Annotated in this window: 16 protein-coding genes; 14 read left to right on the forward strand and 2 right to left on the reverse strand. The window is 63.0% G+C overall.

What is annotated here, in order from left to right; translation table 11 throughout:
- Positions 1-110 precede the first annotated feature (110 nt).
- From OH764_RS01185 to OH764_RS01230, 10 genes are all read left to right on the forward strand, one after another.
- Positions 111-1,244, forward strand: coding sequence for an MlaE family ABC transporter permease (locus tag OH764_RS01185; protein WP_498847747.1), 1,134 nt, complete (start codon positions 111-113; stop codon positions 1,242-1,244).
- Positions 1,241-2,119: an ABC transporter ATP-binding protein gene (locus OH764_RS01190; RefSeq protein WP_498847748.1), complete on the forward strand. Its 879-nt coding sequence runs from the start codon at positions 1,241-1,243 to the stop codon at positions 2,117-2,119. Before OH764_RS01185 ends, OH764_RS01190 begins: the two co-directional genes overlap by 4 nt.
- Before the next feature lie 25 nt (positions 2,120-2,144).
- Complete coding sequence (locus OH764_RS01195) at positions 2,145-3,107, forward strand: MlaD family protein (protein WP_498847749.1); 963 nt, start codon at positions 2,145-2,147, stop codon at positions 3,105-3,107.
- Between the two features lie 30 nt (positions 3,108-3,137).
- A complete protein-coding gene (locus tag OH764_RS01200; RefSeq protein ID WP_498847750.1) occupies positions 3,138-3,779 on the forward strand; it encodes an ABC-type transport auxiliary lipoprotein family protein in 642 nt (213 codons plus the stop codon).
- Positions 3,780-3,810: 31 nt separating this feature from the next.
- Positions 3,811-4,974 carry a VanZ family protein gene (locus OH764_RS01205; RefSeq protein WP_498847751.1) on the forward strand — a complete coding sequence of 388 codons (1,164 nt, stop codon included), beginning with the start codon at positions 3,811-3,813 and terminating at the stop codon, positions 4,972-4,974.
- A 183-nt stretch (positions 4,975-5,157) separates the two neighbouring features.
- The gene (locus OH764_RS01210; protein WP_027804480.1) at positions 5,158-5,481 is read left to right on the forward strand and encodes a (2Fe-2S) ferredoxin domain-containing protein; all 324 of its coding nucleotides are present in this window, start codon (positions 5,158-5,160) and stop codon (positions 5,479-5,481) included.
- Positions 5,482-5,489: 8 nt separating this feature from the next.
- On the forward strand, positions 5,490-6,134 hold the full coding sequence (locus OH764_RS01215) for an alpha/beta hydrolase (protein ID WP_498847752.1): 645 nt from the start codon (positions 5,490-5,492) through the stop codon (positions 6,132-6,134).
- 334 nt (positions 6,135-6,468) lie between these two features.
- Positions 6,469-7,698, forward strand: a complete 1,230-nt coding sequence (locus OH764_RS01220; RefSeq protein ID WP_498847753.1) for a D-alanyl-D-alanine carboxypeptidase family protein — start codon at positions 6,469-6,471, stop codon at positions 7,696-7,698.
- A 12-nt stretch (positions 7,699-7,710) separates the two neighbouring features.
- Positions 7,711-8,661 carry a D-amino acid aminotransferase gene (locus OH764_RS01225; RefSeq protein ID WP_498847754.1) on the forward strand — a complete coding sequence of 317 codons (951 nt, stop codon included), beginning with the start codon at positions 7,711-7,713 and terminating at the stop codon, positions 8,659-8,661.
- On the forward strand, positions 8,633-8,902 hold the full coding sequence (locus tag OH764_RS01230; protein ID WP_020067087.1) for an HP0495 family protein: 270 nt from the start codon (positions 8,633-8,635) through the stop codon (positions 8,900-8,902). The genes OH764_RS01225 and OH764_RS01230 overlap by 29 nt, the downstream gene beginning before the upstream one ends.
- A 9-nt stretch (positions 8,903-8,911) precedes the next feature.
- On the opposite strand, the gene OH764_RS01235 is transcribed toward OH764_RS01230, so the two are convergent.
- Positions 8,912-9,889 (reverse strand): transcriptional regulator GcvA, encoded by a 978-nt coding sequence (locus OH764_RS01235; RefSeq protein ID WP_498847755.1) that lies wholly within the window; start codon positions 9,887-9,889, stop codon positions 8,912-8,914.
- Between the two features lie 98 nt (positions 9,890-9,987).
- On the opposite strand from OH764_RS01235, the gene OH764_RS01240 reads away from it, so the two are divergent.
- From OH764_RS01240 to lipA, 3 genes are all read left to right on the forward strand, one after another.
- Positions 9,988-10,314: a DUF2917 domain-containing protein gene (locus OH764_RS01240; RefSeq protein ID WP_498847756.1), complete on the forward strand. Its 327-nt coding sequence runs from the start codon at positions 9,988-9,990 to the stop codon at positions 10,312-10,314.
- Between the two features lie 71 nt (positions 10,315-10,385).
- Positions 10,386-11,111 carry a lipoyl(octanoyl) transferase LipB gene (gene lipB / locus OH764_RS01245; protein WP_214878224.1) on the forward strand — a complete coding sequence of 242 codons (726 nt, stop codon included), beginning with the start codon at positions 10,386-10,388 and terminating at the stop codon, positions 11,109-11,111.
- 13 nt (positions 11,112-11,124) lie between these two features.
- Positions 11,125-12,132 (forward strand): lipoyl synthase, encoded by a 1,008-nt coding sequence (gene lipA / locus OH764_RS01250; RefSeq protein ID WP_128587933.1) that lies wholly within the window; start codon positions 11,125-11,127, stop codon positions 12,130-12,132.
- A gap of 213 nt (positions 12,133-12,345) precedes the next feature.
- Here lipA and OH764_RS01255 read toward each other — a convergent pair whose 3' ends face one another.
- Complete coding sequence (locus OH764_RS01255) at positions 12,346-13,029, reverse strand: HAD family hydrolase (RefSeq protein WP_498847757.1); 684 nt, start codon at positions 13,027-13,029, stop codon at positions 12,346-12,348.
- Between the two features lie 207 nt (positions 13,030-13,236).
- Here OH764_RS01255 and OH764_RS01260 point away from each other — a divergent pair, with 207 nt between their 5' ends.
- Complete coding sequence (locus tag OH764_RS01260; RefSeq protein WP_498847758.1) at positions 13,237-14,904, forward strand: Na/Pi cotransporter family protein; 1,668 nt, start codon at positions 13,237-13,239, stop codon at positions 14,902-14,904.
- Positions 14,905-14,907: the final 3 nt, after the last annotated feature.

Consider the following 14,907-nt stretch of genomic DNA (forward strand, 5'->3'; position numbering starts at 1 on the left):
TGTAGCGACAGCGTGTAACGACAGCGAACCGCCTGAGCCCGCCAGCGCGGTCCATCCGCTGCGCGTTCGTTACAATGACCCCTACTCCGATCACCACATTGCAACGATCCTTGAACTACGACACTCCGCCCGGCCTTGAAGTCGCGGCTGGCAGCCAAGGCAAGATCGTCCGGCTCTCGGGCCAGTGGACGGCGCTCGCGCTCGCGCGCGATCGTGCAACCGGACATGTGATACCGCAACTGCGTTCGCTCGAAGGCGCCGAAGGCATCGGCCGGTGGGATCTCTCGCGCATCGAACGGATGGACCACGTAGGCGGCCAGGCGCTGTGGCGAGTGTGGGGCCACAGAATGCCGCCCGACACCGAACTCACCGACACGCAGCGCGATATCTTCGAGCGCATTGCGTTGCTCGACACCGTCCGCGAGACGGCGGAGCCGGTCGCCAGATTCGATCCGTTCACGCGGCTCGGCCTCGGGCTGTTTTCGTTCTTCGAGCATTTGTACGGCGGCGTGGCTATGCTGGGTCGGGTCGTGCTCGATCTGCTGGCGATCGCGCGCAAGCCGGCCCTTACGCCGTGGACCGAAATCTCGGCGAATATCTACAACGCCGGCACCAAGGCGTTGCCTATCACCGCGCTGGTCGCGTTTCTGATCGGCATCGTGCTGAGCTATCTGTCCGCGCAGCAATTGAGGCTCTTCGGCGCCAATCAGTACATCGTGAATATTCTCGGGCTCTCAGTGATCCGCGAACTCGGGCCGGTGCTCTCGGCGATTCTGGTGGCGGGCCGCTCCGGCTCCGCAATCACCGCACAGATCGGCGTGATGCGCGTGACCGAGGAACTCGACGCCATGCGCGTGATGGGCATTCCGCACGGTCTGCGGCTCATCCTGCCGCGCGTGGTGGCGCTCGGCGTAGCGATGCCGCTACTCGTGATGTGGACGAACATCATCGCGCTGAGCGGTGGGGCGCTCGCCGCGAAGATCGTGCTCGGCATCGACATGAGTTATTTCGCGCGCGCGTTGCCCGGCGTCGTGCCGGCTGCGAACCTGTGGATCGGTCTTGGCAAGGGCGTCGTCTTCGGAATGCTGATCGCGATTGTCGGCTGCCACTTCGGGTTCCGTATCAAAGCCAATTCGCAGAGTCTTGGCGAAGGCACGACGACCTCGGTGGTGACGTCCATCACGATCGTGATTCTCGCGGACGCCGTGTTCGCGATTCTGTTCCAGAACGTGGGGCTCGGATGATTGCACCGCTAACTCAGGCCGTACGCGGCCAGCCGATGCCTTCCATTGCCGAGCCGGTAATCGAAGTGATCGACGTCACGAAGCGCTATGGCCGTAACGTAGTGCATCAGCATGTGAATCTGGACGTGCGGCGCGGCGAGATCGTGTCGATCGTCGGCGGGTCGGGTTCCGGAAAGACCACGCTCGTGCGGCAGATTCTCGGGTTGGAGCGGCCATCTTCGGGAACCATCAAGCTGTTCGGCGAAGACCTCGCGACCATTTCGCCCGAAACCGCACTGCTGATGCGCAGCCGCTCCGGCATGCTGTTCCAGCGGGGCGCGCTGTTTTCCTCGCTGTCGGTGTTCGACAACGTCGCACAGCCGGTGCGCGAACTCGGCCAGGTGCCCGAAGATCTGCTGCGCGACATCGTCATGCTGAAACTGGAGATGGTCGGGCTGCCGTGCAAGCACGCGTCCAAAATGCCGGCGGCGCTATCCGGCGGCATGATCAAGCGCGTAGGCATTGCGCGCGCGATTGCGCTCGAACCCGAGCTGCTTTTTCTGGACGAACCGACCGCCGGGCTCGATCCGGAAGCGTCCGACGAGTTCGTCGAACTGATTGCGGCGCTGCATCGCGCGCTCGGTTTGACGGTCGTGATGGTCACGCACGATCTCGACACGATGGTCGCGCTTTCCACGCGCGTGGCCGTGCTGGCGGATCGCAAGGTGCTGGTCGCTGCGCCCGTCGAAGAAGCCGCCGGCGTTGATCATCCGTTTATCCGCGAATATTTTCTCGGCTTGCGCGGGCGCCGCGCCTTGCAGGCGTTGCCGCCCGAGCGCCGCGCGAAGCTGCCGCGCGCGGCGCTCGAGCCGGCATCGTCCGAATTGCCGCTGTGAATCAGGGAAACTAGGGAACCTGGCAATGGAAAACAAATCGCATGCGTTCTGGGCAGGACTCTTTACGGTCGTCCTGCTGGCCGCGATCGCCACGGCGGCTTTTTTGTTCAATGTCGACCGCGCGGTGCGCGTGCCGTACGATCTGATTGCGCGCACTAACGTAACGGGCCTTTTTACCGACGCGGCCGTGCGCTATAGAGGCCTCGACGTCGGCAAAGTGCAGTCGATCAAATTCGACCGCGATCATCCGGGCCAGATCCTGATCCGTATTCTCGTCGACACGCATGCGCCGATCACGCATTCCACGTTCGGCAGTCTCGGCTTTCAAGGCGTGACGGGCATTGCGTTCATCCAGCTCGACGACACGGGGCACGATCCGTCGCCGCTCGCATCGTCGGCGAAACAGGTTGCACAGTTGCCGATGCGTCCGGGCTTGCTCGATCAATTGCAACAACGCGGCGACGTGTTGTTGAAGAAACTCGAAAAGGTCACGGACGACGTCGACAATCTGTTGTCGCAGGAAATGGTCGACCAGTTGCACGGCACGGCGGCCAGCATCCAGAAAGCCGCGGACGGCGTCGCCACGCTCACGCAGCAGATGGCGCCGGTGGCCGGCAAGCTGCCCGCCACCATGGACAAGCTGGATAGCACGCTCGTCTCGACGAACCAGTTGATCACGAGCCTGAATCGTGCGGATGGTCCGCTCCAGACCAATCTGAACAAGGTGGGCACCGCAGCTCAGCAAGCGGGCGACGCGCTCACGGCGATGAACGGCTCATTGCAGGATCTGTCGGCGCGGGTCGGTTACGACACGTTGCCGCGGGTCAGTTCGCTTGCTGAAGACGTGCGCTCCGCCGCGCGCTCCGTGGACCGCGCCGCCGACACGTTCAGCACCAGCCCGCGCAGCGTGCTGTTCGGTGCGCCGGCAGCCGCGCCGGGGCCCGGCGAGGCTGGTTTTACGTGGCCTGCCGCGCGCGCCGCACAATGAATCTGAAGGTTTGAAGAAAGGAACATCGTCATGTCACGCTCCATTCACCGCTTGTTGTCCTCGCGTGTCGCGCGCACGGGCGCTGCTTGCGCGACGTTGCTTGCGCTCGGTCTGCTGACGGCAGGCTGCTCCAGCACGCCGGCCGCGCTTGCGGACATTCGCTACGACTTCGGGCCGCCGAAGCCTGCAGCGTCCGCGGGCACGCAATCGGCGGTCAAGGTGCTCGACGTCAGCGCGCCGGAAATGCTCCAGTCCGACAAGCTCGTGTACCGGCTCGGCTATGCCGACGCGCAGCAGTTGGCCGCGTACGCGAACAGCCACTGGACGATGCCGCCTTCGCAGTTGCTCACACAGCGTCTGCGCGGCGCGCTCAGTTCTCGCGGCACGGTGCTGACGGGTGCCGACGGCGTCGCCGCGCCCGTGCTGAAGGTGGATCTGGGCGAGTTCGAACAGGTCTTCGACAGCCAGTCGCAAAGCCATGCAGCGGTGACTGCGCGCGCCACGCTGACGCAAAACGGCAAGGTGCTGAGTCAGCGCACCTTCATCTCCAGGGCGCCGTCCAGTACCGCCGACGCTGCGGGCGGCGCGCAAGCGCTCGCCACCGCCAGCGACGACCTCGTCGCGCAAATCGCCGCCTGGCTCGGCGTTCAGGCGCTGGTCGCCGCGCAATGACCGGCGCGCAGCGCACGCAACGGAGCGCTGCATGAGCGAAAGATCGTGGCTGCGCCGTCCGTCGGTGCTTTCGCGGCAAGCGCTGCTGCTCTACACCGTGCTGATCGTCTACGGTTCGTGGTATCCGTTTTCAGGTTGGCGCTCGCTCGGCCTTACGCCGTTCGCCTTCCTTTCTGATCCGATGCCGCAGTATCTGACGGCATTCGATGTCGTCACGAACGTGCTCGGCTATATGCCGTTTGGCGCGCTAATGGTGCTTGCGCTCTATCCGCGCTGGCGCGGGCCGCTCGCGGTCGCGCTGGCGTTCGTGCTCGGCGGCCTGCTGTCGGGCGTGATGGAAGCCGTGCAAACGTATTTGCCGACGCGGGTCGCGTCCAACCTCGACCTCGCGGCCAACGCGCTCGGCGCGCTGCTTGGCGCGGCGATCATGTCGCCGGCCACCGGCGCGCTGCTCGACCGCGGGTTGTTGCGACGCTTACGGCTCATGTGGTTCCACCGCGAGAGTGCCGCGCTCGCGTGTCTTGTTGCGGCATGGCCCTTTGCGACGATGTATCCGTCGCCACGTCTGTTTGGGCTCGGTAACTGGCCGCGCGCGCTGTGGACGCGAGTCGATTCCACGACGCAAGATGCCCTTTTCGCATGGACGCCGGCCGGCTGGCACGTCGGCGCATGGCCCGCGTGGGTCGCGGCCTGGTTGCCTGACGATGCCTGGGAAGCCCTCATCACCACGCTCAATCTGTTTGCCGCGCTTGCGCTCGCGTCGTTGACGATACGTCGTCATGCGCCGCGCGTGCGGCTGTTGCTGCTGTTTATCGTCGTGGCTCTTGCAGTGAAGGCGGGCGCTACGTTCTTGCAATCGCAATCCGGCCTTGCCTTCGACTGGGCGACGCCAGGCGCGCTCGCGGGCATCGGCTGCGGCGGGGCGCTCGGGCTCCTTGTGCTGCGTCTGCGGCGCAGATCGCGCGCCGCGCTGGCGGCCGGCGCACTCGTCGTGACGCTCGTGTTCGTCAACCTGTTGCCGGTGAATCCTTATTTCGATGTCGTACTGGCCGACTGGCGGCAAGGACGTTATCTGCACTTCAATGGCCTCGCGCGCTGGCTCGCGTGGGTGTGGCCGTACGCGGCGCTCGTGTGGCTCGCGTTCGTCGTCGAACGGGTCTGGCTCAGGCGGCGCACGAGGCTTGAGTCGAAGTAGGCGCTCCTGCCGCGTCAGCGATGCTGGCCTCTGGCTCGCTATAATCGTTCGCAAGCGGTCCTTCGTAAACGACATCCGCAAGCGGCGCGGCCAACGGCGCCTCCGCAACAAAGCGCGCGCCGCTGCGCCCGACTGCCTTCTGCTGCAATATTGCCCTTCTGACAGCCTCGCTCTTCGTACAACATGGACTCCTTCTACAAGTACCACGTCTTCTTCTGCCTCAATCAGCGTGAACCTGGCGCAGAGCGTCCGAGTTGCGCGAACTGCAACGCGCAGGCAATGCAGGAATACGCGAAGAAGCGCGTTAAGAAACTCGGCCTCGCCGGCCCCGGCCAGGTGCGCATTAACAAGGCAGGTTGCCTCGACCGCTGCGAACTCGGCCCGGCGCTCGTCGTCTATCCGGAAGGCGTCTGGTACACGTATGTCGACGAGAGCGACATCGACGAAATCGTCGACTCGCATCTGGCGAACGGCAAGGTTGTCGAGCGTCTGAAGATCGATCAATAGGCGCCGCGATGAACGTACATACGAAGAAGTATCTGATCGACGGCCCGGTAGGCAAAATCGAGGTCGCGCTCGATCTGCCCGACGAGATGCGCGAAAACGGCGCGGCGCCGCGCGGCATTGCGCTCGTCGCACATCCGCATCCGCTCTTTGGCGGCTCGATGGACAACAAGGTCGCGCAGACGCTTGCACGCACGCTCGTCCAGTTGAACTACGTGACGTATCGCTCGAATTTTCGCGGTGTCGGGCAAACGCATGGCGAGCATGACGCCGGCATCGGCGAGCGCGACGATTTGCGTGCTGTGCTCGACCACATGCGCGCGCAACCGGGGCACGCCGATTTGCCGCTGGTGCTGGCAGGCTTCTCGTTCGGCACTTTCGTGATGTCGCATGTGGCCGCCAAGCTGCGCGACGAAGGCAAGGAGATCGAGCGGATGGTGTTCGTGGGCACCGCCGCGAGCCGCTGGGACGTGGCGCCCGTGCCGGAAAACACGCTCGTGATTCACGGCGAGACTGACGAGACCGTTCCCATTCAATCCGTTTACGACTGGGCGCAGCCGCAGGAATTGGCCGTGGTCGTGATTCCGGGCGCAGAGCATTTTCTGCATCGCAAGCTGCATATCCTGAAGCGGATCATCGTCGACGCCTGGCGGTAAGTTGCCGCGCGGCGCGCGTTTTCCGGGGTACAGGTACGCGCAAACGCCTGGCTATTCACCAGTCATTGCGCGAAGTTCGGGGAATACCGCGCGTATAATGGGCGCTCTTTTTTGGGCGCAGCACGGCCTGTCCGGCAGTTCGCGCGACGCGTAACTTCTTTTCACGCGCGCAGCGGTGCCGGCTACGAGTGTGCTGCGCGAACCGATCGCGTGGCCGGAAGTCCAATGGGCGCTCAAGCCGTTACGTTTAGTCGTTACGGCCAGTCGCCCGCCGACCGGCTCTTCCAAACTCTGCGCCCTGCGCGCGTTGAATTTTTCTGCCCAAACCGACCTTATGCGTTTTTCCACCTCCGGCCGCACGTCTTTTCCCTCCGTTGCAAGTTTTGTTTCTCCCACGCTAAGCCGCGCATTGACGCTCGGTGTCGTGCTGCCCGCCACGCTGGCGGCCAGCACTGCGTTCGCGCAAGTGCCGCCGCCGGCGGTGAATGCGCGTTCGTGGGTGCTCGTGGACGCGACCAGCAACCAGGTTCTGGCTTCGGGCAATCCCGATGAGCGCGTGGAACCGGCATCGCTGACCAAGCTGATGACTGCGTATCTCGTCTTCGAAGCACTGCAAACGAAGAAGATCGCAATGGACCAGACGGTGACGCCGAGCGAAGCGGTGCGTCGCGTGCGCACCGACGAATCGCGCATGTTCGTGGAGGCAAGCAAGCCCGTGACCGTGCACGATCTGGTGTACGGCATGATCGTGCAGTCGGGCAACGACGCGGCCATCGCGCTGGCCGAACTGGTGGGCGGCAGCGAAGCGCAGTTCGTCAACATGATGAACACCGAAGCACAGCGCCTCGGCATGAAAAACACGCATTTCGCCGATGTGAACGGCATGCCCGACGCGCAGCACTACACCACGGCTGGCGATCTCGCGGTGCTGTCGGCGCGTCTGATCCGCGACTTCCCCGACTACTACAACATCTTCTCGGTCAAAGAGTTCACGTACAACAAGATCAAGCAGCCGAACCGCAACCGTCTGCTGTGGATCGACCCGACCGTCGACGGTCTGAAGACCGGCCATACGCAAGCCGCCGGCTATTGCCTGATCGCGAGCGCGAAGCGCTCGCTGCCGGGCACGCAGGACGCATCGCGCCGCCTCGTCTCGGTCATGATGGGCGAGACGAAGGAACACGACCGCGTGCAGGACAGCCTGAAGATGCTGAACTACGGCTACTCCGCGTACGACACGGTGCGCCTCTACAAGGCGAGCCAGGTGGTGGGCACGCCGCGCGTCTACAAGGGTGCGCAGGACTCGGTGCAGATCGGCGTGAAGAGCGATCAGTACATCACCGTGCCCAAGGGCATGGCCGACAAGGTGAAGCCGCAAATCGAGCAGATGGATCCGCTGATCGCGCCGATCGCGAACGGTCAGCAGGTCGGTACCGCGAAGCTCGTCGCCGACGGCAAGGTGCTTGCACAGTTCCCGATCGTCGCCTTGCAAGCCGTGCCGCAAGCGGGCGTGGTGGGCCGCGTGTGGGATTCGCTGATGCTCATGTTCAACAAGAAAAAGTAAACACCGATCGCAATGACCGCTCTTCCTGATGTTTCGCTCGAGCCGATCGTTTATCTGAACGGCGAAGTGGTGCCTTTGTCCGAAGCGCGCGTGCCGGTGCTCGACCGCGGCTTTATTTTCGGCGACGGCATTTACGAAGTCGCGCCGCTGTATGCGCACGCGGGCGGACGCACGGCTTTCCGCTTCGAACAGCATTTGGCGCGTCTGTCGCGTTCGCTCGGGAAGATCGGCATTACCAATCCATTCGACAATGCAGGCTGGCGCGCGTTGATCGAGCGCGTGGTCGCGGCCAACGAAGCCGAGGCCGGTCTTGCCGCCAGTCAGGATGCGATCGCGTACATTCAGGTCACGCGCGGCGTCGCAAAGCGCGGCCATGCGTTTCCCGCGGGCGTCCAGCCAACGGTGTTCGTCATGGTTACGCCGCTCCATCTGCCCAATGCCGCACAGCGCGCGGAGGGCGTGCGTTGCGTCAGCGCGGAAGATCGCCGCTGGCTCAATTGCGACATCAAGTCTGTGTCATTGCTCGGCAATGTGCTGATGGCACAATACGCCGCGGAAAACGACGCGTTCGAGACGGTCCAGTTCCGCGATGGCGTGTTGACCGAAGGGTCGTCGTCGAATGTGTGGGTGGTGAAGGGCGGAGTGTTGACCGCGCCGCCGCGCAGTCACAAGATTCTCGAAGGCATCCGTTACGGGCTGATCGAAGAGTTGTCGGCCGAATGCGGTATCCGCCTGGAAGTACGCGAGATCGCCGAAGCCGAAGTGCGCGCAGCGGACGAGATCATCATCAGTTCGGCCACCAAAGAAGTGCTGCCTGTCACCCAGTTCGACGGCCAGCCGGTCGGCGGCGGCAAGCCGGGCGCGGTGTTTGCGGCGCTATATGCGGCGTATCAGCAAGCCAAGGCAAAAGAGGCGCAGCAGCAAGGAGCAAAAAATGAATCCGGCGAACGAATCACTAATTGAGTATCCGTGCGATTTCCCGATCAAGATCATGGGCAAATCGCACCCCGAGTTCACCGAGACGATCGTCACGGTGGTCCGTCAGTTCGATAGCGAAGTCGACGCCTCGCGCGTCGAGACGCGTCCGTCCAGCGGCGGAAACTACACCGGGCTGACGGTGACGGTGCGCGCCACTAGCCGTGAACAACTCGACGATATCTATCGGGCGCTCACCGGTCATCCGATGGTCAAGGTCGTGCTCTAAGGCGTCCCACTACGGCGCGACGCGCAATGCGTCCGCCGGGTCCGCTGCCCGGACCGCGCTTGCGGCCGAGCCGGCCTCGCAGGCCCGGTCGAACAGCAGCTTGAACCGTCCCACCTCCGCAAAGACCCAGTCCCTGAACGCCTTTACCCGTGCTGTTTCCAGCATTTGCGGCGGGCAGATGAAGTAGTACTGCCACGGACTCGGTCCGTCCACATCAAACAGCCGCACGAGTCGGCCGGCCGCGATCTCATGCATGGCGAGCGAACGGCGCGTGAGCGCAATCCCTTGACCGTCGATCGCCGCCTGCAACAGGTTCGACGAATCCTGATACAGCACGCCGCGCTTCGGCTCCGGCCATTCGGTAAGTCCGGCGGCGTCGAACCATGGCCGCCATAGTTCGTCGTCGGAACGAAGTAGAGGAAGCTTCGCCAACTCGGCGGGCGTTTTCGGCAGGTTGCCACCGTTGAAATTCGGCGCGCATGCCGGGAAGAAAATCTCCTCGAGCAACAGTTCGGAGTGAAGCCCGACATATTTTCCGTAGCCGAAACGGATTGCCACGTCGACGTCGTCGCGCGCGAAGTCCGTCAGCGCGTTAGTGGACAACAGTTCGAGGTCCCATTGCGGATGGGCTTCGATAAAGCTGCCGACGCGCGGCGTCACCCACCGCGCCGCAAACGACGACAGCATGGACACCACGAGCCGCCGCTCGCGGTCACCGGCACGGAGTTCGCGCGTGGCGTCGGACAATGCGGTTAGCGCAGAGCGCACGTGGTTGGCGTAGCGCCTGCCGGTTTCTGTCAGACGCACGCGCTTGCCGTCGCGGGCGAACAGCGACACGCCGAGTTCTGCCTCCAGCGCCCGGATCTGATGGCTGACCGCGCCGTGAGTAACGAAAAGCTCATCGGCGGCACGCGAAAAGCTCTCGTGGCGGGCAGCAGCTTCGAAGGCTTTGATCGCATTCAACGGCGGCAGATGGCGCAGCTCCATCGTAATATTTCTCACATAGAGGTGAAAATTGATCGTTTTGCGTAACCCCTTGCCACGCCTACGATTGTAGCCATGAAACGACTTTTGGCGAGGGCATTATGCGAGAAGTTTCCTCTAGCATCGCGTATGAAATCCACGGCGGCGAAACGCTTCCCCTGAAGGTGGCCCGCAGCACGAAGCTGGTCGTGCGCGGCGGCGCGGTCTGGGTAACACGCAGCGACGACACCGAAGACTACTGGCTGGAACCCGGCCACACGCTGAGATTGCGGCGCGGCGAACGGCTGTGGATCAGTGCGGAAGGCACACCGCGCGCGACGATCGCGTTTTCAGTGCCCACGCGTTGCGACGAGCGTGCGCTTAACTGGTTTGCGCGAGTCGTCGAACGTTGGGCGGCGCGAATGCGCGGCGGCTGGCGCACCGTTTGATGGTGGCCGCCCCGGCCGGGGCGCGGCGACTCCCGGCGCGAATCGCCCGATTTCGGTAAACTGCGTGGATCATGTCTGTCCCGCCAGTTTCTTCTCCCCCAATGCCCGCCGCGGCGCCGCTCGTGCTGCGCTGGCGCGGCAGCGAACTCTACGAAGCCAGTTTCGATGCGATGCGCGCGTTCACCGACGCGCGTACCGTCGACACCCCCGACGAAATCTGGCTAGTCGAACATCCACCCGTCTTCACGCTCGGCCAGGCCGGCGATCCGGCACATCTGCTGGCCGCCGACAGCGCTATTCCTCTGGTGAAAGTCGATCGGGGCGGGCAAATCACGTATCACGGACCGGGGCAGGTGGTTGCCTACCTGCTGCTCGATTTGAGGCGTCGCAAGTTGATGGTGCGGGAGATGGTCACGCGGATCGAGCAGGCCGTAATCGACACCCTTGCGGCGTATAATCTCGCCGGAGAACGCAAGGCGGGCGCGCCCGGTATCTACGTCGCGCCCGGGCCGCACGCCGGTTTGCATGCCGGCGCAAAGATCGCCGCGCTGGGCCTCAAAATCCGCAATGGCTGCAGCTATCACGGCGTTAGCCTGAACGTGAAAATGGATTTGCGACCGTTTCTGGCCATCAACCCTTGCGGCTACGTGGGGCTCGAAACAGTCGATATGGCAACGCTAGGCGTTGTGGCCGGCTGGAACGACGTGGCCCACACCCTTGCAGCGTGCCTCACCGCAAACCTCGACGGCAATCCCGCGGCCGTCGCCCAACCGCAGGCCGGTGCGCTCACCGCCTGACTGGACTGAACGAATGACTGACGTTACCGCGAACCTCGCAACTTCTCCCGTGCCTGAAGGCGTGCCGGCATCTGCCGCTGCCTACGACGCTACCGCGAAGCAGAAGGCGCAAGCCAAAACCGCCCGCATTCCTATCAAGATCGTTCCGATCGAAAAGCTGAAAAAGCCGGACTGGATCCGCGTCAAGGCGGCGACCGGCAATTCGCGCTTCTATGAAATCAAGCAGATTCTGCGCGAGCACAATCTGCATACGGTGTGTGAAGAAGCGAGCTGCCCGAACATCGGCGAATGCTTCGGCAAGGGCACGGCAACATTCATGATCATGGGCGACAAGTGCACACGTCGCTGCCCGTTCTGCGATGTGGGCCATGGCCGCCCGGACCCGCTCGATCCGGAAGAGCCGGGGAATCTCGCGCGCACTATTGCCGCGTTGAAGCTCAAGTACGTGGTGATCACGAGCGTGGATCGTGACGATCTGCGCGACGGCGGCGCAGCGCACTTCGTCGAATGTATCCGTCAGACGCGCGAGTTGTCGCCGGACACGCGCATTGAAATTCTGACGCCTGATTTCCGTGGTCGTCTGGACCGTGCGCTCGGCATTCTGAATGCCGCACCGCCTGACGTCATGAATCACAATCTCGAAACGGTGCCGCGTTTGTACAAGGAAGCGCGCCCGGGTTCGGACTACGCGCATTCGCTCAAGCTGCTCAAAGACTTCAAGGCGCTACATCCGGACGTCGCGACGAAATCGGGCCTCATGGTCGGCCTCGGGGAAACCGAAGAAGAGATCCTGCAGGTCATGCGCGATCTGCGCGAACACGATGTGGACATGCTCACCATCGGTCAGTATCTGCAGCCTTCCGAACACCATTTGCCGGTGCGCTCTTATGTGCACCCCGACACCTTCAAGATGTACGAGGAAGAGGCGTACAAAATGGGCTTCACGCACGCAGCGGTGGGCGCTATGGTGCGCTCCAGCTACCACGCCGACTTGCAAGCGCATGGAGCCGGCGTAGTGTGAGTGTCAGGTGGCTGATCGGTCAGGTTGAAGAAAACCCGCACGTGTTGCGGGTTTTTTATTTCACGGTGGGCAGGCCTCTGATCGCCGTAGTACCGCCGGCTCGAACAAAAAGCATATCAGTTAGGCAAACGAATAATCAGGCGTGGCGAGCGAAACCGCCACCATCGCGGTTGCGGCCCTTGACGGCCACACCGACATTGCACCAAGCGTGCATCAGCTGAAAAGTTCGATGACAGGCCAGCCTCGTTCATTCGCGATCGCACGCAAACGCGGATCGGGATTCGTCGCGACCGGATGCGTGACGCGTTCGAGCAGCGGAACGTCGTTGATCGAATCGCTATAGAACCAGCTTTGAGGAAAGTCGTTCAAATGGTGGCCGAGCGAAGCCAACCAGCTCTCCGTGCGCGCGATCTTGCCTTCACGGAAAGTCGGAACGCCCACCGACGCACCCGTGAAACGGGCAAGCGGATCATCACCCTCCGTACCCAATTCGATCCCGAGAAGATGCTCGAAGCCGAGCGCCTTGCCGATAGGCGCGGTAACGAACACGTTCGTTGCGGTGACAATGCAGCAGAGGTCGCCCGCCTCGATATGACGCTGCACCAGTTCGCGTGCGGCCGGCAAGATCGCCGGCGTGATCACTTCCCGCATGAATTGCGCATGCCACGTGTCGAGCTGTTCGCGCGAGTGGCGAGCGAGCGGCGCCAACGTGTAGTCCAGATAGGCGGCCATGTCGAGCGTACCGGCCACGTACTGCCGATAATATTCGTCGATGTCTTGTGCATGGCGCGCCGCGCCCTCTATGCCGAGTCCAGCTATAAAGTGAGCCCACGCCTGGTCGCTGTCGAGCGGCAGCAACGTGTGGTCCAGGTCGAACAGCGCGAGATTGCGGCTCATCCGTTGTCCTCGTGACAGGTGGTGGTAGCGTCACATGAACGGCACAGACGGTCACGCGACGATCCTCATCGTTGGCCGAGCGTATATTTAAAAGCACAAAATTACAATAAGGCAAAAATGTGCAACACTACTGTCATATACGCCCCGGGTGTCGTACGCGCGGCATGCGGTTCGGGTCATGGCAGCAGAGAATAAGAGCAGTGCCTTATGTTGATTCTCCTTAACCTTCTCGCCGGCGTGGCGCTGCTTGTCTGGGGCTCGCATATCGTTCGCACCGGCATCCTGCGCGTACTCGGCGCAGATCTGCGCAGCATCCTCGGGCGAAGCACCCGCAGTCGTTGGCGAGCATTCCTGTCAGGAGTGGGCGTCACGAGCCTCGTCCAAAGCAGCAACGCCACGGCGGTCATCGTCACGTCGTTTGCCGCGCAAGGGCTCCTGCCGCTGACCAGTGGTCTTGCGATCATGCTCGGCGCCGACGTCGGCACCGCGCTGATGGCGCGAGTTCTTACCCTCGATCTATCCTGGTTGTCGCCGATCCTGATCCTGTTCGGCGTGCCATTGTTCCTGTCGCGCAAGCAGACGCGCACAGGCCAGGCCGGCCGTACGTTGATCGGTCTCGGTCTGATTCTGCTCGCGCTGCATCTGATCGTAGAGGCCGCTCAGCCCATGATGCAAGGCGCCGGCGTGCGCGTGATGTTCGGCGCATTGACCGGCGACACCATGCTCGACGCGCTGGTGGGTGCGGCCTTCGCGATGCTGTCGTATTCCAGCCTCGCGGCCGTGCTGCTCACGGCCACGCTTGCGTCGTCGGGCGTCATTTCGTTGAAGGTCGCGTTGTGCCTCGTGATCGGCGCGAACCTCGGCAGCGGCATGCTGGCGCTGCTTGGCACAGTGGCGCAGAACGCGGCGGCGCGGCGGCTCGCATTGGGCAGCTTCGCCTTCAAGCTGGCGGGCGCGATGCTGATCCTGCCGTTTGCACCGCTGCTCGCGCGCGGACTCCCGGTGCTGATTGCCAATCCGCGTGAAGCCACCGTGGGTTTTCATCTGATCTACAACGCATTGCGTTGCTGCGCATGCCTGTCGCTGATCGATCCGGTGGCGCGCATCTGCGTGCGCGTGTTGCCCGACCGGCCCCTCCCGAACGGCGAACTGCGGCCGCTGCATCTGGACGAGGCCGCGCTGTCCACGCCGACGCTCGCGCTTGCGCACGCGGCGCGCGAAGTGCTGCGCATCGGCGACATCGTGCGGGCCATGCTCGACAACGTGGCGGAACTGATTCATCACAATCATCTCGACAAGGCGCGCGAAACGATCCGTATGGACGACGACGTCGACGAACTCTACGCAGCGGTCAAAAACTACCTCACGTTGATCTCACGCGAGCAACTGGACGAAGCCGACAGCCGCCGCTGGACCGACATCATTTCGCTGACGATCAACCTCGAGCATGCTGGCGACATCATCGAGCGGATCGTGGGAGATATCGAAGAGAAGAAGATCGCTCACCGCCTGTCGTTTTCAGAAGAAGGACTCGGCGAACTGGACGATCTGCAGACGCGGCTGGTCAGTAATCTGCAACTCGGTCTATCCGTATTCCTGAACAACGATCTGCGCTGCGCCGAACGTCTACTCGCAGAAAAAGAGCGTTTCCGCGATCTGGAGCGCGCGTATTCATACAGGCATCTGGACCGGCTCACGGGTCAGACGCTGCGCAGCATTGAAACGAGCGCATTGCATCTGGATCTGATCAGCGACATGAAGCGGCTCAACTCGCTGTTCTGCTCGACGGCTTATCCGGTACTCGACGCCGCTGGCGCATTGCATGACACGCGTTTGCGCAAGCGCGCGCTCGACACGATGCATGTGAAGGAATGAGCT

Origin of the sequence: Burkholderia sp. M6-3, from assembly GCF_050858985.1 — a bacterium.
Classification (GTDB): Bacteria; Pseudomonadota; Gammaproteobacteria; order Burkholderiales; family Burkholderiaceae; genus Paraburkholderia; species Paraburkholderia caledonica.